Consider the following 24,499-nt stretch of genomic DNA (forward strand, 5'->3'; position numbering starts at 1 on the left):
TGGGCAACGCGCTCACAGAGGAGAGAAGAAACAAGTAGCTATGGTTGACTCCGTTTGACTACGCTATGCGATTACACGATAATATATTGGCGGAATTGTTGGAGAATTACTTAAAAGATGCACAGCAAAGAGTGGAAAATATCAGGGACGCGATCGTATCCGAAGATGCTGCTACCTTACATATTACAGCCCATTCTTTGCGATCGATCAGTGGTAGCGTTGGAGCAATGAAGCTTGCTACACTCTGTCAACAACTCGAAGCCATAGGTCGTGATGGTACAACAGTGGGAACTTCAACACTCAGTTCCCAGCTTAAAGCAGAGTACGAACGAGTCAAAACTTCTTTATCAGTGATTAGTGACCAGTAGGTCTTCTCGTTAGGTATTCTCGTTCCCAGGCTCAGCCTGGGAATGCCTTCCTTGCGAGGCTCCGCCTCCTGTACTTCGAGATACCAGTGACCGTGATGCGAGCGCGATCGCTACATAGGTTGGCATTCAATACTGCAAGGGATAAGAATTTTAGTAGGTTGGGTTGAGCGACAGCGAAACCCAACAAATGTCTGTTAATGTTGGGTTTCGTTCCTCAACCCAACCTACACTCGGTCACTTTCTGCCTCCTTCCCTCTGCCTTCTTTCCCAAATGATTTCTCAGAAAAGTATCAACTGCTTTTGTCTCTAATGGTTTAGAAAAAAAGTACCCTTGTGCATAATCACATCCTAAGTCTCGAAGAATATCTAACTGTCCTCGTGTCTCTACTCCTTCTGCAATGACTTTTAATTCTAAGTCTCGCGCTAGGGTAATGATTGCTCGAACAATCCCTGATTTTTTCTGATTTCCTATAATTTGATTAACAAAAGAACGGTCAATCTTTAAATTATCAACAGGAAGACTGTGTAAATAGCTAAAACACGAATATCCCGTGCCAAAGTCATCAAGAGACAACTGAATGTTTCTAGCTTGCAATTGTTCCAGAATGACACTTACTTGTCTTGTACTGTCTACAAGCATACTCTCAGTAATCTCTAGCTTCAAATTGTCTCCTTTCAGTCCAACTTTTAAAAGAAGTTTATCAATAAATTCAAGTAAATTTGGTTGCGTGAGTTGAATCCCACTTAAATTTACACTAATTGAGAGAGACGACTGGTTAAAAAACTCTTTTTGCCACAAACTTAACTGGCGGCTGGCTGTTTCTAATACCCATTGTGTAATAGGTACAATTAATCCTGTTTCTTCGGCTAAGGGAATGAACTCTGTAGGAAGAACTGTCCCTTTGGTGGGATGTCGCCATCTGAGTAGTGCTTCAAACCCTGCAATCAAGCCAGTTTTTAGTGAGATTATAGGTTGGTAACTCAAATATAACTGTTGACTTTTGATTGCTTGTTGTAAGTCGTTTTCTAACTGCAAACGCTCAATAGCACGTTGTTGCATGGCTTTCTCAAATACAATTGTACTGTCTCGTCCTTGCAATTTTGCATAATGCATAGCAGTATCTGCTGCTCGCAAAAAGTCTTCAGGTAGGTTATATCCAATGGTGCTATTAACAATACCAATATCGAGCGTAAATGATTCAAAAGGAGAGTTAAGCTTAAACGGCGATCGCATCACTTGCTTTCTCAGGCGATTTGCAAGATTTGCTACATTCTCAAAATTGCTCTCACCTCTAATTAAAATAGCAAACTCGTTTTCTCCTACCCGTGCTAAAACTTGATTGGGGGTCAAAAAACTTAAACATCGGCGAACCATCTCAATTAAAAGTTTATCACTCTGGCTGTGACCGAGACTGTATTTGATGACCTGGTATTGGTTAAGGCTTAAATAAACCACTGAAAATAAATAATTGGGATTGACGTTGCTAGATTCGATACATTGATGCAGGTATTCTAAAAATTTGAAGCGATTGGGTAATCCTGTTAAAACATCATAATAAGCTAATAATTTCAACTTTTCTTGTGCTTGTTTGCGATCGCTAATATCTTTAATAACAGTGATAAAATACTCGGGTTCTCCTCTAGGAGAACGCACAAGTACAACAGTTAGGTAAATCCAAATATAGGAGCCATTTTTGTGGATGTAGCGCTTTTCTATTGAGTAGGTTTGAATTTCCAAAGTCAACAGGCGCTGCATATATTCCAAGTCGGTGTCTAAATCTTCAGGATGGGTGATATCTTGAAAAGTCCGCTCTAATAACTCCTGTTGAGTATACCCTACAAGATCGCAGATCTTTTGGTTAACCTGCAACCACTGACCTGTTAAGCCTACATAGGCAATGCCTATAGCTGCAGAATGGAATAAGTCACAAAAGCGGTGCTCGTTTATCGAAACCATATATTTTTGTTAATTTCTTATAATTTGAGATGATTTTATATCTAATATTTTTAGGCTTCTTTCAAAAGAAATCTGTTTTTTAACAATAATGTTTCCCAGCTATTAATGCAATCTCGCCCTTGTGATTTAGACTGATAAAGCGCTACATCTGCTTGTGTAATGAGCTGAGATGGAGATGATGTGGCACAGGGGATCGTACTTGCAATTCCTAAACTGAGGGTAATGTATTGGTTGTTTTTTGCACCAGAATGGGGTATGGCAAAAGCTTTTAAAGAAGCTTGAATTTTGTTGGCTATGTAAAAAGCTCCTGTGGCTTTTGTGTTAGGCAAAATGACGGCAAATTCTTCCCCTCCATAACGAGCTACTAAATCTGCCGGACGCTTGACACATTGCTTGATGATGTTAGCCACTTGGCGAAGGCATCGATCGCCAGCTTGATGTCCGTATGTATCGTTATAAGCTTTGAAAAAATCAATATCGCATAAAATTAAAGATAAAGCTAACTGCTCCCTTTGCGATCGCTTCCATTCATGTTGCAAGTACTCCTCAAAATAACGACGGTTGGCAATTTTGGTTAGACTATCGTAACGAGCGAGATTTAGTAATTCCTGATTCTTAGCCTTCAATTTTTTTGTAAGCAGTCGTTCTTTCTTGATTTCTTGTCGGAGATTTTCGATCTCCTGTCTGGTTGCTATTAACCAACGGATTCGCTGAATCAGTAAACTTAAATGTATTGGCTTTGTAATGCAGTCAGTGACTCCTAATTCCAAAGCTTGTTCCATAGACTTCTGGTCTTCAAGAACTGTCATCATTAAAATAGGAGGGCAATTATTACCCAAATGAGTTTGTAACTTATTGCAACAAGTGAAGCCATCTATTCCAGGTATGAGTGCATCAAGCAAAACAAGATCTGGTACCAGCTTTTGACAGATATCCAAACACTGCTGTCCACCTGATGCCTCAACAACCCGGTATCCTTCTTTTTCTATAGCCTGTTGCAGCAAGAACCGCATAGCCGCGTCATTATCAACAATCAAAATTAAAGGATTGTTGTTTTGATTATTGGGAACAATTATTTTTCTTTCTTCAATATTATATTCTTTTAAGCGAAATTTTTGCCAGTCAAGCTTTGTATCAAATTGAGAAGTTAGATTTAAGACACCTTGTTGAATCCGTATGCTATCCATATTGTTACTTTACACCTCAAAATGCGTACCAACACCCACCTCACTGTCAAGATTTACAAAACCACCATTTTTAAAGCTTGATTTGTAACGGTTGTTTTTAACTGATTGTTAATCTCTTTGAGAGTTTCTTCCGAACGCTGGTATCGTTTAATCTGTTGTTGAATGCTAACAAAATATATCAATATAATAGCGATCGCATAATATCCCAGCCCATTAGTTACATCAGATATAGTGTGAAGCCAAATAAGTATTGATTGCCAATGGGAGTTAGAGCTATGAAAAGTCAAAACATCGAAAAGCAGACTGAGAAGAGTAACTTGGCTCATGCAATAATCCTTAAAAAACTTATCTTGTAAGTATTTTTGTCATCTGGGTAACAGGTTAAGCACAAAATCTAAGAAAAATCTGTGAAAAATTGATTTTAGCAATCTATGTTCGCCGATTCCTTAATTCTCCCACAATAACGATGTAATTTCTGACACTAAAGATAGGGGTTGAAAAGGTTTGGCGATTCCGCCTTTAGCTCCTAAATATTTTGTTCGTCGTCAATTATCAAAATTCGTTTGGTAGTTCTAGTAACAACATCCATGTTCTTGACCAATAATTAGAGGTTGGCTAATGTAGGAACGAGTGCCTTGACTGATGCTACATAAAGAAAATAACGAAATTCTAATTAAATCCCCTCACCAACCAAGGAATGCTGCCACTTGCTGTGCTAGTTGCATGGGATCGAAGGGTTTGGCGATTACACCAGAAATGCCTAGTTTACTAAATTCCTCTGGATCTACTGTGTCGGCTTTGGCTGTTAGCAAAATGACTGGAATGCTTTGCGTTGTGGGATAGCTTCTTAATTTTTCTATTAAAGCCAGCCCGCCTTCACCGGGCATCATCACATCTAGTAAAATGGCGTCTGGCTGTTCGCTTTTTGCCTTGAGCAATCCTTCTTTAACCGAATTAGCACTGAACGCTTCCCAACCACCTAAATTTTCCAAGCAAGCTTGAACAACTGCACTCAGGCGTTTTTCATTATCTATAATCAAAATTCGTTTGTCCGGCATAAATATTTATCTATCTAAGGGTAATGGCAACGTAAAATAAAAAGTACTACCTTTTCCTACCACACTTTCAACCCAAATTTCTCCTCCATGTTGTTGGACAATGCTTTTACATATTGCCAAACCCAAACCTGTCGCTCCTTCCTGACGGGAGTCGGAAGCATCAACTTGGTGAAATTTATCAAAGATAGTTTCGAGATGTTCGGTGGGGATTCCCGGTCCTTGGTCTTTCACTTGAAATAATACTTTGTCTGTTTGTTTGATAATAACTATGGTGACAGTGCTATTTGTTAGCGAGAATTTAATGGCATTGCTAACTAAATTGACTAGCGTTTGAATAATTCGATCTGGGTTGGCCCAAATTTGTACGTTATTAGGTGAAAACAATAAGGTTATTTGTTTTTCTGCTGCTAAAGATTCCAGACTGTTAATAATTTCTTTTACCAAATTATCTGCACTACACCACTGCTTTCGCAAAATGATTTTATTTGATTGCAAACGTTGAAAATCAAGCATATCATTAACAAGTCGCACTAAACGTTCGGCATCATTTGAGGCAATTTCTATCATTTGCTTTGCTGTTTCTGGTTGATTTTGAAGTACCCCAGTTGCAAGTAACCCCAAAGCCCCTCGAATAGAAGATAGCGGTGTTCGCAGTTCGTGACTTGCAATGGAAAGGAACTCGTTTTTTAGTTGTGCGATCGCATGACTGGCGGTTATATCTTCAATAATTCCTACACAACCCAGGAATTTTCGTTTAGTAGAAAAAATGGGTGATGTCCAAATTCGACCCCAAGAAATTTTTCCTTCAGGATGTGGAAAGGGAACTTCATCAGAGAAGCCTTCCTGTTTGAATAAAGCTTGTAACCAATTTTGAGTTACCCGATCCTGTTCCTCTTCATGAATCAACTGCAACCAATTTTTACCGATCGCTTTATCGCATTCATCACTAAAAATCATCTGACACTGAGGGTTCACATAAGTAAAATTTCCTTCCTCGTTTAGCATAAATATACAAACTGGAGAACGCTCGCATAAAGAACGAAACTTTTCTTCACTTTCTTGTAGTAAGGCTTCTGCTAGTTGACGTTCTTTTAATTCATCTTTAAGCCGATGATTTGTTTGACGTAAGATGGCTTCTACCTGTCTGCGTTTGTCAATTTGCTTTTGCAGGAGAAACCAAACACTGCTTAAAAGACTGAAACTTAGAAAATAGCCAATGCCAATAATAATAGTAATGTACCTCACACTCCTATTTGTAGCTTGCGAACGCTGACTTAGCAAAACTCTTTCTGCCTTTTCTAGCTCATCAATTTTTGCTTGGATTTGATGTTGTAAATCCCTTCCTTGATTGGTAAACTTAATTTGAATTTCTCTGTTTGCCTTTTGAGTTTTATATACCTCAATTGATTTTTTTAAACTCTGTTCTTTTTTTTTGATTAGAGGTTGTATTGCTTCGAGCTTTTGTTGCTGTTTGTTATTATACAATGTTAACATAAATAACTTTCGTAGCATTTTTTGTGTATTGCTAACTCCTATTTCATAAGTGTTTAAATAACTGATATCACCAGTAATAATATACCCCCTGCGTCCTCTCTCAGCATCTAATAAACCCATTTTCATAAATTCAATAGTATCTAAAACTTCATGAGTATGCTCAACCCAATGCTGATTTTTTAGCAGTTTTATAATACTAATATAAGAAGCAATACCTACACTTGACAAGAGAAGCAATGCTGATAAAAAACCACCAGTCAGTAAATTTTTTTTAATAGAAAATTTCATAAAAACATTTGTCTTATTCTGAAAGTCGTCATTTGTCATTGGTAAGCGTGTCATTTGTTACTGTTCTCTTCAACCGATTTAAGACACGGTTAATCAACTCTGATTCCAGAATCGGTTTATGTAAAAAGTCATCAGCACCAGCAGAAAACGCCTGTTGCACTGTTTGTGCATCTCTATTAGCAGACAAAAAGAGAATTGGCAACCCAACCCAACGCAAATCATTGCGGACTGTTTGGCATAACTCAATTCCATTAAATCCGGGCATTATTAAATCTAAAATCAATAAATCGGGTGTTGTTACTTCCAGTACTTCCCAGAACTTTTGGGGGTTGGACAAAGTTATGACCTCAATTCCTTGAGGTGAAAGCAGGTGGCGCAAACTGGCTAGTACGTAAGTATCGTCATCCACAGCCATCACTTTGGCTTTCTTGTCCGGAGTTAATTTCAATGTCCGATTGATGGCTAAATGGAGTTGTTCTTTTGAAAATGGCTTTTGTAGAAAGGTAAACCCTCCCAAACGAGCAAACTCTACACGCTGCTTTAACTGAACCGATGCACTCATCACCACCACTTGAGTTTGTGGATGTTTGATTTTTAGTTCAGTCAAAAACGTCACTCCCTGTTGTGTTTCATCAGTCAGTTGAGACAGATCCCCGACTTCTTGGAGCAGTCGGGAGTCTTGCAGATCTATCAAAACAAGTTCGGGTACGTTTTGAGCCATAGCTTCTCTTGCAGCTGCCAAAGAAGTTGCAACCTCTACCTGTAAACCAAAAGCGACTGCTTCCATCTCAATCTGTTTCGCCTGCGTCAAATTCTCACTAATGATTATCGTCTTAAATAAAGAGGATAATTTGGAAATAGTGGTTAAGGTTGTTTCTGTAGGTCCCTCTAATTTTATTTGTTTTAATGCCTCTATAAGTTCTGAAAGCTTTTGGGCTGTATCTGCTTGCGATTTCTGAGTTTCAGTCTCAAGCAATTTCTCTACTACTCTTGCTCTCTGAGAAGCATCCGTTAAACCAAAAGACCCCAATGAACCGACTAATTCATGGGCTGATGCTTGAGCTTGCAGTTTTAACTCCACATCTAGGGAATCTGATAAGAGGGCAATCAGCACCTTTTGAAATAACATTAACTGTTCTGGGAGTTCCTCTTGTTCAAACTCTTTTCTCATTGCAGCAATAACAGCCCATACATTTGCTTGAGATTTGTTCTCGTCAGTGCGGACAACACTCTCTACCGTTTTCTGAGACTCATTGTGAAGCACGTGCTTTGGTTCGGGTTTGAGTCTGTAGCCCAAACCGTAAACCGTCTCAATCATGTCTGCTGTCATCCCCGCAGATTTTAGCTTTTGCCGCAAATCTTTAATTTGATTTGTCACAGCCTCCTCTCCGGGAAATTCCTCAGCAGAGCATATTTTGTCTAGAATTTGACTGCGACTTAGCATATGTTGGGGATTTTCTAAGAAAAGCTGCAAAATTTTATATTGTTTGCGCGTCAATCGCACAATTTTGTCCCCATAGCGGACTTCTTTAGTCTCAGAGTTTAGCTGTAGATTTTCCCAACTGAGTACAGTGGGTAAATGAGATTTTGCCCTCCGCAGCAAGGAACGAATGCGGGCGATTAACTCTGGCATATCGTAAGGTTTGACTACATAATCATCAGCGCCCGCTTCTAACCCAATCACTCGATCTTGACTTTTATCTTTAGCTGTCAGCATTAAAATTGGGGTTTTGTGTCCTTGCTGTCTTAATTGACGACACAAAGTAATTCCATTTACTTTTGGAAGCTCAACATCTAGCAGTATCAAATCATACTTTTCTGTTTCTGCTAGTTGCAAACCAATTTCACCATCAGCAACTATCTCTACAGCGTATTTTTGTCCCATAAGTGCTGTTTTGAGAACTGTAGCTGTAAGTTTATTATCTTCTATTAAAAGAATTTTCATGTTTATTTTTGGTAGCATGAAATATAAGCGCTCTGTTATTTTTTTGGTTACAAGAAATACCGTACAACATTGCTCCCAGTACATAGATAACTCAAAACGCCCATTTATGTCTGTAGGATGTTAAGCCAAACCCTCCTTTTTAAGGGAGTTGTGGAGAGATTGGCAACGCGTGAAATCCGCAAAATACCGTTGAGTTTACGTAAGTCCTAAATAATTAACTGAACTTAATATAACCAATGTTTTTCAGCTCTTTTGTAGAACCAAGCAATTTAGAACAAGCAGTTGCTAAGAACCCTCTCATAGTTACCCCAGATACACTAGTAACCGATGCGATCTCATTGATGAGTCATGGGAGAGGAAATTGTGTATTGCAGGATATAAGACCCGATCTCGGTTATCTCTTAACTGATGTTCTTACGAGCTGTGTGTTGGTTATGGAGGGAAATCAGCTTTTAGGCATCTTTACTGAACGGGATGTGGTACGCCTGAGTGCGAATGGGCGACAGATTGCAGGAGAAACAATCGCCAATGTCATGACTCGCTCTGTGGTTACCTTGCGGAAATCTGAGTTCACAGACATTTTTGCAGTACTCAATTTGTTTCAGCACCATGGAATTCGACATCTTCCTATTACAGATGATAACGGACGAGCGATCGGACTTCTAACTCATGACAGTCTGAGCCAACTTTTACGTTCTGCCGATTTGTTGCGATTGCGCTTAGTGTCGGAGGTCATGGTTACGCAAGTAGTCCATGCTTCACCAGAAGCTTCTGTCTTGGAAATCGCCCAGTTAATGGCAGCACAGAACGTGAGTACGGTAGCGATCGCCGAACAGAGGTCTCAAGGAGCGACAAACAATTCCCTCCTGTTTCCTATTGGGATTGTTACGGAAAGAGATATTGTCCAATGTCAGGCATTAGAACTGGATATTAAGCGGATTCAAGGACGAGAAGTCATGAGTACTCCTGTCTTTTCAATTCGTCCGGATGACTCTCTCATGTCAGCGTTATTGCTGATGCAGCAAAGGCAGATACGTTGGGTTGCGGTCACGACCACACAAGGAAATTTAGTAGGTATTGTTACTCAAGGAACACTATTGCAAACTTTAAGTCCAGTAGAGCTTTATAAGCGGGTAGAAATATTAGAGCAGAAGTTATGCCAACTGGAGGCAGAAAAGCGGGAGTTATTGCAAAACCACAATAGATCTTTGGAACAGCAGGTGCGGGAACGTGTAGCAGAGTTACAGGCACAGGCAGAACGGGAACGACTTTTGAATGTAATTGCTAGCCGTATCCGATCTTCCTTAAATTTGCAAGACACTCTTAACACTATAGTCACTGAGGTGCGGCAATTTCTGGAATGCGATCGCGTGTACGTTTACCAACTTCATTCCGACTTGAGTGGCATTATCGTAGCAGAATCCACAGCACGAGAATGTGATTCTGTCTTAGGCAGAGTTATTCATGACTCCTGCATTGTCTCAAGCTGGTTAACTACTTATATCAATGGAAATATTCGTGTCGTTCCTGACGTTTATGCAGTCAGTATGTCTCCTTGTCATTTGGCAATGTTAGAGAAGTTGCAAATACGGGCAAAAATACTTGTTCCCATTATTCAGGGAGAGACTCTTTGGGGTATGCTAAGCGCTATTGAGGTATACAAGCCACGAGATTGGCAATCAGAGGAAGTCAATCTGCTGCAACAAATCTCGACTCAAGCATCAATTGCGATCGCCCAGGCAAAAGCTTACGAACGCGCCCAAGCAGAACTGGTGGAACGACAACGGATAGAAAATGCGCTGCGTCAAAGCGAGCATCGATATGCCTCTCTGGCAGAGGCTGCTCCCGTGGGGATTTTTCGTACTGATATGGAAGGACATTGTCTGTATGTGAACGAGCGCTGGTGTCAAATAGCCGGACTAACACCAGCAGATGCAATGGGAATGGGTTGGGTCAAAGCATTACACCCCGATGACCGAGAGCCAATTGTTGCAGAGTGGAACCGTTCTGTCAAAGAACTGACTCCTTTTCGGCTAGAATATCGGTTTCAGCGCCCAGATGGCAAAATGACTTGGGTTTTTGGTCAGGCGGTTGCCGAACGAGGAGCTAACGGGGAGATAGAGGGATACATCGGTACAATTACTGATATCAGCGAGCGTAAGGAAGCGATGGAAGCCCTGCGTCAACTGAACCAGGAGCTAGAAGCAAGGGTAGAGCAGCGTACTACTGCTTTACGTGAAAGTGAGGAACGCTGGCACCTTGCCCTCCGAGGCAGTAATGATGGTATCTGGGACTGGAACGTCAGAACCAATAAAGTTTTCTTCTCAACTCGATGGAAGGAAATGCGGGGTTTTGGAGAGCATGAAATCGGGGATGCTGTTGAGGAATGGTCGAGCCGGATTCATCCCGACGATTACAACCGTGTCCTTACGGCTGTTGCTGACCATTTTGCCCGAAAAACTCCCTTTTTCCAACAAGAGTATCGAGTCAAACGGAAAGATGGCTCGTATATGTGGATCTTGGATAAGGGGCAGGCATTGTGGGATGAAGCAGGTAACGTCATTCGCATGGCTGGTTCTGAAAGCGATATTACCGAACACAAACAAACCGAAGAACAGCTTTGTAACCTCTCGGATCGCTTAACCGTAGCCCTTAGATCGGGGGCAATTGGCATTTGGGAGTGGGATACGATCGATGACATACTCATTTGGGATGACCGGATGTACGATCTCTATGGAATACACTCGTCACAATTTGCTGGCGCATACCAAGCATGGGCAAATGGAGTGCATCCGGAAGATCGACCTCAAGCCGAAGCTGCCATTCAAAAGGCCCTACAAGGTCAGAAGGAATTTGATACGGAATTCCGCATCCTGCACCCCGATGGTACTATCCGCTTTGTTAAAGCCAACGGTCTGATTCAACGCGATGAACGGGGTCAACCGCTACGCATGATAGGCATTAACTTTGATATCAGCGATCGCAAGCTTGCAGAAGAAACTTTAAAACAACAGCTAACGACCATTGAAGCGGTGATTGATGGTATTGCCATTTTGGAAGGAGATACCTATACTTATGTAAACAAAGCACATCTAGAACTCTTTGGTTATGACAGCCCTGAAGAACTGATTGGCAAGACCTGGCGAACATTGTATTCTCCTGAAGAAATTAACCGCTTTGAACAAGAGGTGTTCCCCATCCTGATGCAGCAACATTTCTGGCAAGGAGAAGCAACTGCAACCCAAAAAGATGGCACGACCTTTGCAGAAGGATTGTCCTTAACCATGACAGAAAGTGGGAAATTAATCTGTGTATGCCGGGATATCACCGAGCAAAAGCAAGCTGAGGAAGAACTCCAGCAGATGAACGAGCGACTGGCTTTGACAAATGCCGAACTCCATCGGGCTACCCGGCTTAAAGATGAATTTCTTGCCAATATGAGCCACGAATTACGGACTCCCCTCAATGCTATTTTAGGGATGTCAGAAGGGTTTCAGGAAGAAGTTTATGGGCATTTAAACGCACGCCAGAAACAGGCAATAGCAGCTATTGAACGCAGTGGCAAACACCTGTTGGAATTGATTAACGATATTCTCGATTTATCAAAAATTGAATCTGGCAAACTGGAATTGCAGACGGATTCTGTCGCCGTTAGCTACTTATGCGAATCCAGTTTGACCTTTGTCAGGCAACAGGCAATACAGAAAAATCTTCAACTCTCAACAGAATTACCTTCGGGACTACCCAATATTGTTGTGGATGAACGACGGATTCGTCAAGTGCTAATTAATCTGCTCAATAACGCAGTTAAATTCACCCCGTCAGGAGGCAGAGTTGAGCTATTGGTACAACTTCAGCAGCAGCCAAAAGCTGGTTTTCTGTGCCTCTCAGTTGTGGACACTGGAATTGGAATTGCTCAAGAAAACATGAATAAACTGTTCCAGCCCTTTATCCAAATTGACAGCAGCCTGAATCGTCAGTATTCTGGAACAGGTCTCGGTTTAGCCCTTGTAGAACAATTAGTAAAACTGCATCAGGGTACGGTAGAGGTGACCAGTGAAGTAGGTCGGGGAAGTTGTTTTACTGTCCGCTTACCTTATGTGAACCAACCTCAGCTATTTACCCCAACTCTTGCAGAACCAACGACGCTCAGTATCCTCGCCTCTGAGAAGTCGCAGGTGCTGATTATCGAAGACTCCCTTGCTGCAGCAGAACAAACTGTTCGGTATTTAAGCGAACTGAATATGCAAGCTACTATCTATTCCAAAGGTGAAGGAGCGATCGATGAAGCACTCCGCATTCAACCGTCACTGATTATTCTGGATATTCTGTTACCCAAACTATCTGGATGGGAAGTTCTCAAACAACTCAAAGCACATCCACAAACGCTAAACATTCCTACATTAGTGATTTCAGTAGTTGATGAGCGCTCTCAGGCATTGGTTCTAGGAGCAACTGAGTACTTAGTTAAACCTATTACCCGTGAAAAGTTTTGCAATGTTTTAGAGAAAATTCAGCATCCAGAAAAATCAAAAACGACTCTCATCATTCCCCCACCTGTAGCATCAATCAAAAACACTTCCCCTCCTCTCATCTTGTTAGCAGAAGACAATGAAGCTAACACAGTAACAATCTCTAGCTATCTAGAGACTCGGGGATACCGTCTAATACTAGCAACTAATGGGCAAGAAGCCGTCACTCTCAGCAAAGCCGAACACCCCAATTTAATTATCATGGACATCCAAATGCCAGGAATGGATGGATTGGAAGCAATGCGACAAATTCGTGCCGATTTGCAGCTTAATCATACCCCAATTATTGCTGTGACTGCGTTAGCTATGCCAGGAGATAGAGAAAATTGTATAACAGCAGGAGCAAATGACTATTTGACCAAACCTGTCAAGCTAAAACTGCTCTTAGAAAAAATTCAATACCTGTTAAATCAAAAGTCATCCTAAGCTATGGAAACTTCCCCCAAAATTCTCATTATCGATGATGAACCCGATAACTTCGATGTCATTGATACATTATTGGAGAGTGAAGGTTATCAATTGAGTTATGCTTCCAATGGAAACAAAGCCCTTAATTTACTCAAGACATTCCAGCCGGATGTTATTTTGCTCGATGTGATGATGCCTCAGATGAACGGTATTGAATTCTGCCAGAAATTCAAATCTCATTCCCAATGGAAGCACATTCCTGTTATAATGGTTACCTCTCTCACTGACAAAGAAGACTTATCAAAATGTTTGGCTATGGGGGCTGATGATTTCCTCAGCAAGCCTGTGAATGGGCTTGAACTGCGTGCTCGAGTGAAATCGATGTTGCGTATCAAGCAACAACACGATGCCCTGCAAGAAACCATGCGTTTGCGAGAAGACCTCTCCCAGTCAATCGTCCACGATCTGCGAAATCCCCTCACTATAATATTGTCATCAGCAGCAATTTTGCGGACGAGTGATTACTCTCCCGAACGCCAGGAAAAGAAAACTATGAATATCATCACAGCAGGACAACGCTTGCAGTTGATGATTGATAGTTTGTTGTTAATGGCAAAATTAGAATCCGGGAAGATGGTTCTTACTAGAACAGAGGTCGATCTCCACGAGCTGTGTGCCTCTGCACTTGCCGATCTTGAACCACTTGCCGTTCAAAACCGGCGAAAACCGATCGGCAATCTGCCCGCACCCGGTGGAAGTATTTGTGTTGATAGGTCTCTATTCCGTCGAGTTGTTGATAATTTACTATCCAACGCTATTAAATTCGCACCTCCAGACAGTGAGATTATCTTAAGTGCTGATTACCCAGCACCAGGAAGAGCCAGAATACAGGTTGCTGATTCAGGACTGGGAGTAAAAGAAGAATTACACCAAATCATTTTTGAAAAATACGAAATTGGCACTCCCATTAAAGAGTCATCTCAGCTGGGATTGGGGCTGGCTTTTTGCAAAATGGTAGTAGAAGCTCACGGAGGATACATCAAAGTAAACAACAACTTGCCACAAGGGGCAATTTTTACGATTGAGGTGAGCAATCCCAAATAAGTTTCATTTTGTTACCTTTTCAAATTCTATTTATAAGGAAAAAGGCTGAAAACCCTTGAGGTTGAAGCACTCCGCCACGCTCCGTGCTTCAGCCGTCCTTGAGGCAAGGGATGAAAGCCCTTCGGGTTCGCCAGTTTGGCGGGACGGAAGCCGACACCGCCAACTGGACTCACCGCAAGCACCATGGACGGGTGCAGTGACGTTGACTATTCTCTCTGCTGTGCGATGTATCGCTTCACGGTTTCCGTACAAATATTGCCAGCAGTTGAAACAAAATAGCTCGGAGTCCATAAAGTAGGAAGTTTAAGTAATTCAGGAAACTCTTTACGCAAGAAATGAGATGCTCTTCCTTTCACACGATTCATAATCAAGGACGGGTTGTCGGTAGGCTTAGCATTGATAAATAAATGCACATGGTCAGGCATAATTTCCATTGCCACAATCTTCCATCTGTTTTCGTTGCAAACATCGCAAATAATTTCTTGCAGTCTTTCAGCTATACGACCAACTAATACCTTTTTTCTGCGCTTGGGGATGAAAACAAAGTGGTAGTTAAGCAATGAGACTGCGTTCCCCTCGTGTCTATATTCATCAGGTAAAAATTTAGCCATATTCCCGGAATTCAAGGTTGCGTTGTTGTATACAGCTATTGTATTATAAAATAATGTCAACAACAAAAAAGGAGGACTTAATTTTTGGCAGAACTTATACAGACTCAACTCATTCGCATCAAGTTACCCCAGTTTGAAACGAACATTCTGGAATTTATTTGTAAACGTTCCAACAGTCTTTGGAATCAAGCTATCTACTACATTAATCAGAATCACAAGTTAACTCATCCTGGTAACTTACCAAGCGTGCCTTATGAGCAAATAGCGCATGATTTAAAGGACGAGCTTAACTACAAACTACTCTATTCTCAATCAGCGCAACAGACATTAAAATCTGTCGCTGAAGGATTTAAAAGCTTCAAAGAACTGCTACCTATGTGGCGTAGAGGGGAATTACCGCACTTAGATTCAGAGCCAGAACCGCCAAGCTACAGGAAAAAAGGAGGATTGTTTCAGGTCTCATATCCAAAGCAAGCACTCACTTTTGATTTAGGGATTCCGTTTGTTCGCATTCCTTTGGGCGCTGAATTGAAAACCTTAGAAGGAATAAACGAACTGTTTCTTCCTACTCCAACAAACATTGACCCAGAACAAATTAGAGAACTAACTATTGTTCCCAAAAACGGGGAGTTCTACGCTGCTTACTCCTATACGGCAAAATCTCCAGATGCCGTTAAGCTTGACAAGATGAAAGTGCTGGGTATTGACCACGGTAAAAATAATTGGCTAACCTGTGTGTCTAATATTGGGACATCGTTTATTGTTGACGGGTTGCATATCAAATCGCTTAACCAATGGTTTAATAAACAGGTTGCAACCCTAAAAGAAGGTAAGCCGCAAGGGTTCTGGAATAAACATCTTGCAGGTATAACTGAGAAGCGTAATCGACAAATGCGAGACGCAGTTAACAAAGCAGCTCGTATTGTGATTGACCATTGCTTAAAACAAGGAATTGGGACGATTGTATTTGGGTGGAATCCAGGACAAAAACAGAGAGTTGATATGGGCAAGAAAGGCAACCAGTCTTTTGTCCAGATACCCACAGCTAAGTTGAAAGACCGAATTGAACAGCTGTGTAAACTGCACGGTATTGATTTTGTAGAAACTGAAGAAGCGTATACTTCAAAATCTTCGTTCTTTGATGGTGACGAGTTGCCGAAACACGGTGAAAAACCCGTAGGTTACAAACCATCTGGAAAAAGAGTGAAGAGAGGGCTGTACCGTACTGGAGATAAAAACTGGTACATCAACGCGGACTGTAACGGCGCTGCCAATATTCTGCGTAAAGTAAGCACGATGTTAGGTATAAACCTTGACGGAGTGTGTAGGGAGACTTTGACGGCTCCAGTCAGGCTACGTTTTTGGCACGTTGCGAGTAAGCAGCCTCTGCCAAAAACGGCTTGAGCGAAAAGAATCCCCTCGCCTTTAGGCAGGGGAGGCGTCAAAAACCATTTATTGGTAGAGTAACGCGCACAGTTGTTTCTTGCTCTGGGATACTTTCTATAATTAACTTCCCCTTATATAATTCAGCCAACCGTTTAGCGATCGCAAGCCCCAATCCCAGACCTTGTTGTTCGTAGAGCTTGCGCTCAAATTGTATATAAGCTCCAAGCTCTTTGAGCTGTTCTGCTGTCATACCTATTCCACGATCCCTCACTGATAGGACAAAGCTATTGCCATGTACCTTAGTGGTCACAAAAACAGGAGTACCAGATTGGGAAAATTTGAATGCATTATCAAGGATTTCTAGGAGAATTTTATGCAAACTAGATTGTGAAATTGTGACACTACTTTCCTCTAGTTCTAAATGCAAATCTGCTTGCCGATAGACCTTGCTAGCCTCTTGAAGGGCAAAGTCTGTAATTGCGGCTTTGGTATGGCTCATCATCCACTCACCACGGAGTGCTCGGGCTCGTTGTGGACTAATTGTTGCTAGCTCCAGTTCAGCAAATAATAAAAAGTTACGCGTTAATTTACGTAACCGTTTGCTAGAGTTAGTAATCGACTCTATGACGCTTAGGGCTTCATCTGGCTCAAGAATGCCATAATTCTTCCCAAGAAACTGGGCAAAGCCAATAATAGCATTCAAAGGAGTATTCAATTCCACCGGGAGTGCAAGAGTAATATTATCGCGTAACACATCTAGTTTCTGCTGGGATTGATTCTCAATTTCTGATTGCTTCTTCAAGCGTGCCGTAATTGCTGCCAATAATTCGTCGCGAGTAAATGGTTTGGTCAAATAATCATCTGCACCTAATTCCATACCCTGACGTATCGAGACTTTTGCGGCTTTTGCTGTTAAGAAAATGAAAGGAGTTGTTTGCGTGGATGGATTTTGGCGCAACTCATTAAGAACACCATAGCCATCAAGCTGTGGCATCATAACGTCACAGAGAACTAGATCGGGTTTGTTCTTCTGTGCTAAATCCACCCCCATACGACCGTCTTCTGCTTCTATGACCTCAAAATCTTCTGCGTTCAGCATAACGCTAATAATTTCGCGGATATGTTCTTCGTCTTCAATCACTAAAATTTTTGTCATTTTTTTGTCCATTTTTATTCACGGATTAAATTGTATTGACAGAGAAGCTTAATATTTTTTGGTGTTAGGAGAGATCGGAGCTCAGTAAATTCGTTTATTAGCTTAATCTCTTGCTTGTATTCGTCTTGTATGATTTTCGAGTAATGTTCATATTGTTCAACTGTTTTGCAATTTTCCAACATATGCAAAGCCGTATTCATTCTTGCCATAATTTGAGTTTTTTTTAATAGAAATTGTTCTATAATTTCTTCTTTTGTAGAATTGATAATATTGACATCAATAGTATTTTCTCCATCTTCTTTACTTTGGATATCGGTACTGTAATAGTCAACTAAAAAATCTTTTTTCTTTAATCTAACTGTCACAGCTTCTAATAATTCATCTCTAGTAAAAGGTTTGGTTACATAGTCATCAGCGCCTAAATTCATTCCCTTGCGAATCTCCGATCTCTCAACTTTAGCTGTCAGAAAAATAAAAGGAATTAAAGCAGTTTTTGGCTCTAAATGCAGAGCATTAAGAACACTATAACCATTAAAATTAGGCATCATAATGTCACAAATAATCAAATCTGGTGCCTGTGTTTTTGCTAATTCGATACCCATCTGACCATTTATAGCGCTCATCACCCCAAAACCTTCAGCTTCTAAAAGTTCAAGAATAATATTCTTAATAGCTTCGTCATCTTCAATTACTAAAACTTTTTTCATTTTTTTATCCCAAAGGTATACTGACTGTAAATGTTGTTCCTACACCAACTTCACTTTTAACCGTACTATTACCTCCAAATAAACATAAAATTTTTTTGACAATTGTTAAACCCAATCCCGTACCTGGTATATTTTCCACATTTTTACCTCGATGAAAAGGTTCAAAAATGAATTCAATATCTTCTGGTAAAATGCCCATGCCTTGGTCTTCAATTTGAAAGACTGCTTCCTGTTGATGACCAATAAGTTTTAAGTTAACTATACTACCAGGAGATGAATATTTAATTGCATTTAACAACAAGTTTTTGAGAACTTGCCTCAAAAGCTTTTCATCTAACAAACCTTGGAGACGAATGCTTTGATTGCTAAACTTAAGTTTGTGCTGGTTGCCCTTGACAGTTTGCAATTCTTTTACTAAATCTTGACATATTTCACCTATATCTATAAAAGATGGATTTAACTCTAATGCTTCTGCCTCTGCTAGATCGAGTAACAATATTTCATCCAACATTTGTGTCAAATATTTAATATTATTTTTAATGCCAAAAAAATATACACGCTTTTTGTCTTCACTCCACTTATGGCTGTAATGTTCTAGTATTTCCGTCATTCCCAAAATTTTAGTGAGTGGAGTGCGAAATTCGTGAGAGGTCGTGGTGATGAACCGGGATTTGAGTTCGTTGAGTTCTTTTTCTTTTTCCAGAGCTTTGCTAATTTCTGCACGTTGAATCGTCAATTTCTCTGCAAGCTGCTTGGTGTCAGCTAGAGCAGTATTTTGTGCTTGCAGTAGGAAGAGATAGTCAACTATAGGGTCATGAATAGCAAAGTCATTGAGATCGATGCTTAAGTGTTTCAATTGTACTAGATCGGTAACCCATGGAGAACCCAGAAATAACATACACTCCGATCGCTCGTCGTAGACCATCTGTCCCTTAAGCTGCATTGAATTATGCTGGTATTGAATCAAAAACAAAGATTTCTGACGCTTTGCGATCGCATCAAATTCCATTGGTATATTTGGACGAGTTACCTGAAAATGTTCGGCTATCTGAGAGCCTACAGATATTTTGGGATATTTTTGCTCCAAAACCTTACCAATTTGTACTATCTCAGTATTTCGGTTAAAAGCTATATGAAATGGGAAAATATTTGCAAGTAGATGCGGTGATAGAGCAACTCGATCGCAAGGCATAAGATATCATCTTTTTTTGTATCTAATGGAAAACTCATCATGGTCGAAACCTTCGTCACGATTTTGTGTCTGTACAATTTCAACCTCTGTATTAAATCTAGTGCCAAGCCCTTTCACCAGTCCAAGCACCATTGGTGAAAGACCTTCCCTAGTTGATTGATAGTTGAGTTGCATTATATCTTCATCCATCTCCGTACATTCAAATGAAGGTGGCTTGAGGTTTGGAAAACTTAAGCCCACACGAGCATGAAGATTATCTAGATTGTGAAGAAATTCCGATAGATCGCTTCCTGCCATTTCTAACATCTGACCATAGCCTTCTGTAGCTGTATAAAGTACCCAGTATTCACCAAAAGCTTGTAGAATTTCCTGAGGAGATATTTCCAACACAAGACTAGCTGCATACACAAGTCGATGGGTTACATCATCTGGATAGCTTTCCATACTAATGAAAGCATCAATATTGACTTCAGCTTTGTGTTTGATAGTTTCCCAGATATCTTCACCAAAACGGCTGCACACCATATTTTGAATTGCTTTGTTAACTAAACCGTACATAATCACCTCTTGTATTTATTGAGTGATAATTAGATGAAAATAAGGGAAAATATTTTATTGATTTAATCCAATTTATTGCCTTCATTATCTTTAATACGACTGTCTTTTAGAATGGTCACTGTAAAAGTTGTCCCTACTCCAACTTCACTATTAACGGTAATTTTGCCTTTATGTAATTCAACTGCTTTTTTGACAATCGCCAACCCCAAACCAGTCCCAGAGATTTTCCCGACATTATGAGCTCTGTAAAATCCCTCAAATAGGTGCTTTTGATCTTCTTTGGGAATACCAATCCCTCGATCTTGAACTTGAAAAACAATTTCCCGATCGAGAAAAATTAATGAAAATCGTACATTTCCTCCTAAGGGTGAATATTTAATAGCATTCGAGAGCAAATTATTGAGAATATGTGTGAGAAGTTTTTCATCTATATAAGCATCAGTTGGTTCGCCTTCAATAGTCAAAATAATTTTATGTTCAGCCTGAGCCGTTAATTGTAATTCTTCTATAAGAGAATTACAGAAATTCACTAAATTGATCCAGATAGGATAAAAATCCCATTTTCCGGCTTCTACTTTACCAAGTAATAAAACATCATCTAGCATCTGAGTCATGCGATTGACTGCAGTGTGAATGCGATCGAAATAAACCAGTTTTTTATCTTCATTCCATTGATTGCTGTAATGTTTGAGCAATTCAGTTGTACCCATGATAGTCGTCAAGGGAGTACGGAACTCATGAGAAGTCATAGAGACAAAGCGAGATTTAAGTTGATTAAGTTCTTTTTCTTTTTCTAAAGCTTTGCGGAGTTCTTGTTCTGCTTGCTTGCGCTGTGTAATGTCATTTAAGGTACCAGAAGTACCGAGAGTTACCCCACTAGCATCTCGTATCAGTCTTGCAAAGACTTCCATCCAGCGAAAACTACCATCTTTAGTGAGATAGCGAACTTCATGGCGACTGCAATCTCTGTGGCTATGGGTGAGGATTTGACAAAGCTCTAGAATCTGTTGTCTGTCGTCAGGATGGATGTAATTCAAAAAGTTTGTGCCAAGACTTTCTTCTACAGAAAATCCCGTAATTTCCGTCCAAGCAGGATTTAAAAACGTCCATAACCCATCTTTATCCCTTTGGAAGATGATTTCTTTAACAGTGTCAACAACAGAGCGATACTTTTGTTCGCTCTCTCTGAGCGCTATCTCTGATATATGACGCTCAATGGCAATTCCTCCCAAACGAGAACACGCTAGCAGCAGTGTTGTATCCTGTTCGTTGGGAAAGCGTGGCGTCCGATAATACATAGTGAGAGTCCCTACGACATCCCCGTTGCTAGCAAAAATGGGCATGGACCAACAAGACTTGAGTTTGTAGGATAATGCTAGATCGCGGAAATCAGTAAAGTTATCCCACAAAGGATCGTTGGCGATGTCAGACACAATTACTGTTTTTTGGCGATAAGCTGCTGTACCGCTACTAGCACCAATAGGTACGATAGGGATACCCTTATCGAGTGCGTGTAAATAAGTTTGCGGTAGACTGGGAGCGACTGGAGAACATAGCTTGTTGCTTTTTTGATCGACTTGCAGGATACAACAAATACCCTCATCGGATTGTTCTTCAATCAACAAGGCAAGGAAAGATAGGGCTTCTGACAGTGGTGTTCCTGTAGCCACCATCTCTAAAAAATGGTTTTGTCCGCTTAAAAGTGCTTGGTTGTACCGACTTTCAGCAAGTAAGCGATCGCGTTCTGCTTCTATCTGCTTCCGCTCGGTTATGTCTCGAGTGACACAAATGAAGTTGCCATCTTCAATCATGGTGAGGGAGGCTTCTCCAGCAAATGTGCTACCATCTCTTTTCTTGCCAATGGTTTCTCCTTGCCAATAACCCTTTTGTTTAAGAATAGGCAGGATATCTTGCTGAAATTGGCTGTTCCCCGTTGTGTAGTAAAGTTCGCCCCAGGTTTTCCCAAAGAGTTCAACAGCGCTATCGTAACCAAACAGTTGAACGTAAGCTTTATTCAAGTAGATATATTGACTATTTCCATCGAGAATTGCAATACCATCAGTTGCTGCTTCTACAGCAGCTAACTGTCGTTGCAGTTGCTTTTCTGTATGCTTGCTATCGGTAATATCAATGCCGATTAAGACGGCTGCTGTTTGCTGTGCGTACTTCTGAGCAACAATAAAATAGTTTCTTTGGGAGCCATCGATCTGTACGCTCATTTCATGAGTGGCTGTATCGCTAGTGGTTGCAAAAACATTGCTAGCAAACTCATGAAATTCTAAGCTATGTTGCAGGAAACCAAAGGGTTTACCGATAAAATCTTCCTGAGGTTTATTGAAGGCTTTTGCCAAATGCCCGTTAACACCTAAATATTTTAAATCGGAACTAATCCAAGAAACAAATGCTGGCACTGCATCTAAAACAACTTGGAGTTTGTCTTTTGCTGTTTGCAATTCTGCTTCAGCACGCAGGCGCTCAAAAATTTCTTGTTTTAATTGCGCGTTTATCCCCTGAAAATCTGATATGGAACAGGTTTGTTTTTTCCATGCTGCTTGAGTTTCAGTTAATTCTACTTTGCTTTGCTGATAAAAACGCACTGGTATTGGATGTTTTGCTGTCTGTGCTTCTACCCGTTTTTCCATCTTAGGGTTAAGGCTTTGCAACAGCCCAACTTCGGACTCTGGTTGATAAGCTATTGGCTGCATCTGAGTGCTGCTGCACAGTCTTGCAGTATAGAGTATCTGTAGCAAATGAGTTTGAGAGATTGTACCTAGCAATTCCCCGCGATCGCCAGACACTACCAACTGTTGCACTTGTTCAGACAGCATATGCTCGCGAGCTGTTAATAAAGAATCCTCAGGGTTCAAACACAATAAAGGTACACTCCCAATTGGGACGCTAAGCGTTAAGTTCAGTTCCTGTGCGAGAAGTTTCACAATATCTCGTTCGGTGACAATACCTACTGGGACTAATTGATTCTCCGTAGTTTCTTCAGCAATGACTACGCTACTCACTCGGTACCTTACCATCAACTGGGTTAATTCGAGGATGGATACTGTTGGTTCAGCATAAATGACTTCTGTGGTCATCACCTCTGCCACTTTTTGAAACTTAAATATGTCCGTGGGCTGCAAACTACGCTGAATACTATCTGGGGTCACGATTCCCAGCAGCTGACCATCATCAGTTACGATTGGTAAGTGAGAAATGCGACGCTTGTGGCAAAAGTTGACTACTGTTAAAAGATCCTGACACTCAGAGTCACTTAAGGTAATCAAATGTGGTGCGATCGCATCAGCAACTTTCAGCCTCTTCCAGTTCAGATCTGAGGCGACACACTTGACAAGATCGCGCTCAGTGACCACCCCTACTAGCTGTTGCGCCTCTGTCATGACCAATACACAATGAGTTGGTATGTCGTCTTTCCTAGATACGAGATCTGAAATCTCTAATTGATGAAATATAGGCAGGGTACTGCTAAAACCTATCTGACCTAATAGAGGTATAATATCAACCAAGGGAGTTCCAGGCGTAACGATTGATAGGCGAGACGAGATCGTGGCATTCTCTAAAGCGAAAGTGGACATGAGCAAGTTATTATAAGGTGGCATAGCAAAAATAGAATGATGCTTATTTAAGGAAGGACACAAGCCCCTATCTTCTGATTTCTTGTGTTTTTCATACAAGTAAAGATGTTTTACTGCTCTCATCATGCATTTTCCGCGTCTATTTAGACATCGTGATATATTCGGGAAAAATTCTGGGGCTATTACGGAAATTTTTCGTATATTTACTGTCAGTGCATGATGGTATGCGTTGGTTGGCAGAATGGGTATATGCGATCGGTATTGAATGTTGTATTTAATGAATTATCCTGAAAAGGGAGTTTTAATAATTGGCTATTTTCAACGAAGATTTATTTGATGGATTTAGTTATCTTTTTAGAAAGATTGTTGCTCTAAAAATTATTCTTCTAACTGAAAACACATGACTAGCTTTCTTTCTAAATCAGAGATTTTTGTCAACCAGTTTCTTAACAGTCTTCACCCAGATGTAGCAGATACTTTTACTGAGGCTCAGCTAGAAGCAATAAAAAGAGCATTTGACTCTCGTACTGGTAATAAGGATACTTTAGATCTGGATTTTTCCAATCTCATTTCAAAACGCGAACTTCATTCAGATACATTAGTACCGCAAAAAGATGAAGTGTATGGTAGTGAAGCAGTAGCTCCCGTAAATAGTTTAGTTGTCGATACAAGTACTAAAAAAAGTCAAAACTTAGCTAGAATATTAGTGAGTTCAGCACTCATTTTTCTTGCTGTCACCTCTAGTTTTTCTATGTTAGTTATGATTAAGAGAAGAATGAATATTAATCTTTTCCCCGATTTTGATTTTCCTGATGAAATTGTTGAGAATACTCTTTGTCCTTCGCGAAAAAGCAGTTTTTAATCAAAAATATTTACAGAAAAATATAGCAGTTTCAGGTGCATTACATATAATCTTTGAGGATTTTAGAATAATTGATAAACTGAGGTTTTAGTCTTAGTT

Annotated in this window: 17 protein-coding genes; 5 read left to right on the plus strand and 12 right to left on the minus strand. The window is 40.5% G+C overall.

What is annotated here, in order from left to right:
• Positions 1–65: 65 nt before the first annotated feature.
• Positions 66–368 (plus strand): Hpt domain-containing protein, encoded by a 303-nt coding sequence (locus tag F7734_RS49455; protein ID WP_243147508.1) that lies wholly within the window; start codon positions 66–68, stop codon positions 366–368.
• A gap of 214 nt (positions 369–582) precedes the next feature.
• On the opposite strand, the gene F7734_RS49460 is transcribed toward F7734_RS49455, so the two are convergent.
• The 6 genes from F7734_RS49460 to F7734_RS49485 all read right to left on the minus strand — a co-directional run bounded on the left by F7734_RS49460 (position 583) and on the right by F7734_RS49485 (position 8,297).
• Positions 583–2,325 carry a GGDEF domain-containing phosphodiesterase gene (locus tag F7734_RS49460; protein WP_155751653.1) on the minus strand — a complete coding sequence of 581 codons (1,743 nt, stop codon included), beginning with the start codon at positions 2,323–2,325 and terminating at the stop codon, positions 583–585.
• Positions 2,326–2,375: 50 nt separating this feature from the next.
• Positions 2,376–3,512 carry a PleD family two-component system response regulator gene (locus F7734_RS49465; RefSeq protein WP_155751654.1) on the minus strand — a complete coding sequence of 379 codons (1,137 nt, stop codon included), beginning with the start codon at positions 3,510–3,512 and terminating at the stop codon, positions 2,376–2,378.
• Positions 3,513–3,565: 53 nt separating this feature from the next.
• A complete protein-coding gene (locus tag F7734_RS49470) occupies positions 3,566–3,838 on the minus strand; it encodes a hypothetical protein (RefSeq protein WP_155751655.1) in 273 nt (90 codons plus the stop codon).
• A 357-nt stretch (positions 3,839–4,195) separates the two neighbouring features.
• On the minus strand, positions 4,196–4,570 hold the full coding sequence (locus tag F7734_RS49475) for a response regulator (protein WP_155751656.1): 375 nt from the start codon (positions 4,568–4,570) through the stop codon (positions 4,196–4,198).
• A 6-nt stretch (positions 4,571–4,576) separates the two neighbouring features.
• A complete protein-coding gene (locus F7734_RS49480) occupies positions 4,577–6,406 on the minus strand; it encodes an ATP-binding protein (RefSeq protein WP_155751657.1) in 1,830 nt (609 codons plus the stop codon).
• On the minus strand, positions 6,381–8,297 hold the full coding sequence (locus tag F7734_RS49485) for a response regulator (protein WP_155751658.1): 1,917 nt from the start codon (positions 8,295–8,297) through the stop codon (positions 6,381–6,383). The genes F7734_RS49480 and F7734_RS49485 overlap by 26 nt, the downstream gene beginning before the upstream one ends.
• A gap of 236 nt (positions 8,298–8,533) precedes the next feature.
• Between F7734_RS49485 and F7734_RS49490 the strand changes: the two genes are divergently transcribed.
• Complete coding sequence (locus F7734_RS49490; RefSeq protein ID WP_155751659.1) at positions 8,534–13,255, plus strand: PAS domain-containing protein; 4,722 nt, start codon at positions 8,534–8,536, stop codon at positions 13,253–13,255.
• A 3-nt stretch (positions 13,256–13,258) separates the two neighbouring features.
• Positions 13,259–14,341, plus strand: coding sequence for a response regulator (locus F7734_RS49495; protein WP_155751660.1), 1,083 nt, complete (start codon positions 13,259–13,261; stop codon positions 14,339–14,341).
• A gap of 206 nt (positions 14,342–14,547) precedes the next feature.
• Here F7734_RS49495 and tnpA read toward each other — a convergent pair whose 3' ends face one another.
• Positions 14,548–14,952, minus strand: coding sequence for an IS200/IS605 family transposase (tnpA, locus tag F7734_RS49505; protein WP_155751662.1), 405 nt, complete (start codon positions 14,950–14,952; stop codon positions 14,548–14,550).
• Positions 14,953–15,036: 84 nt separating this feature from the next.
• On the opposite strand from tnpA, the gene F7734_RS49510 reads away from it, so the two are divergent.
• Complete coding sequence (locus F7734_RS49510; RefSeq protein ID WP_155751663.1) at positions 15,037–16,356, plus strand: RNA-guided endonuclease TnpB family protein; 1,320 nt, start codon at positions 15,037–15,039, stop codon at positions 16,354–16,356.
• Positions 16,357–16,393: 37 nt separating this feature from the next.
• Here the strand turns inward: F7734_RS49510 and F7734_RS49515 are convergent, their stop codons facing one another.
• From F7734_RS49515 to F7734_RS49535, 5 genes are all read right to left on the minus strand, one after another.
• Entirely contained in the window at positions 16,394–17,494 is a 1,101-nt protein-coding gene (locus F7734_RS49515; RefSeq protein ID WP_155751664.1) for a response regulator, read from the minus strand.
• A 14-nt stretch (positions 17,495–17,508) separates the two neighbouring features.
• Positions 17,509–18,201 carry a response regulator gene (locus tag F7734_RS49520; RefSeq protein WP_155751665.1) on the minus strand — a complete coding sequence of 231 codons (693 nt, stop codon included), beginning with the start codon at positions 18,199–18,201 and terminating at the stop codon, positions 17,509–17,511.
• 4 nt (positions 18,202–18,205) lie between these two features.
• The gene (locus F7734_RS49525; protein ID WP_155751666.1) at positions 18,206–19,393 is read right to left on the minus strand and encodes an ATP-binding protein; all 1,188 of its coding nucleotides are present in this window, start codon (positions 19,391–19,393) and stop codon (positions 18,206–18,208) included.
• A gap of 6 nt (positions 19,394–19,399) precedes the next feature.
• Positions 19,400–19,951, minus strand: coding sequence for a heme NO-binding domain-containing protein (locus F7734_RS49530; protein ID WP_155751667.1), 552 nt, complete (start codon positions 19,949–19,951; stop codon positions 19,400–19,402).
• 62 nt (positions 19,952–20,013) lie between these two features.
• A complete protein-coding gene (locus F7734_RS49535) occupies positions 20,014–23,664 on the minus strand; it encodes a PAS domain S-box protein (RefSeq protein ID WP_155751668.1) in 3,651 nt (1,216 codons plus the stop codon).
• Positions 23,665–23,938: 274 nt separating this feature from the next.
• Between F7734_RS49535 and F7734_RS49540 the strand changes: the two genes are divergently transcribed.
• On the plus strand, positions 23,939–24,400 hold the full coding sequence (locus F7734_RS49540; protein ID WP_155751669.1) for a hypothetical protein: 462 nt from the start codon (positions 23,939–23,941) through the stop codon (positions 24,398–24,400).
• The last annotated feature ends 99 nt before the right edge of the window (positions 24,401–24,499 follow it).

This window comes from Scytonema sp. UIC 10036 (assembly GCF_009725235.1).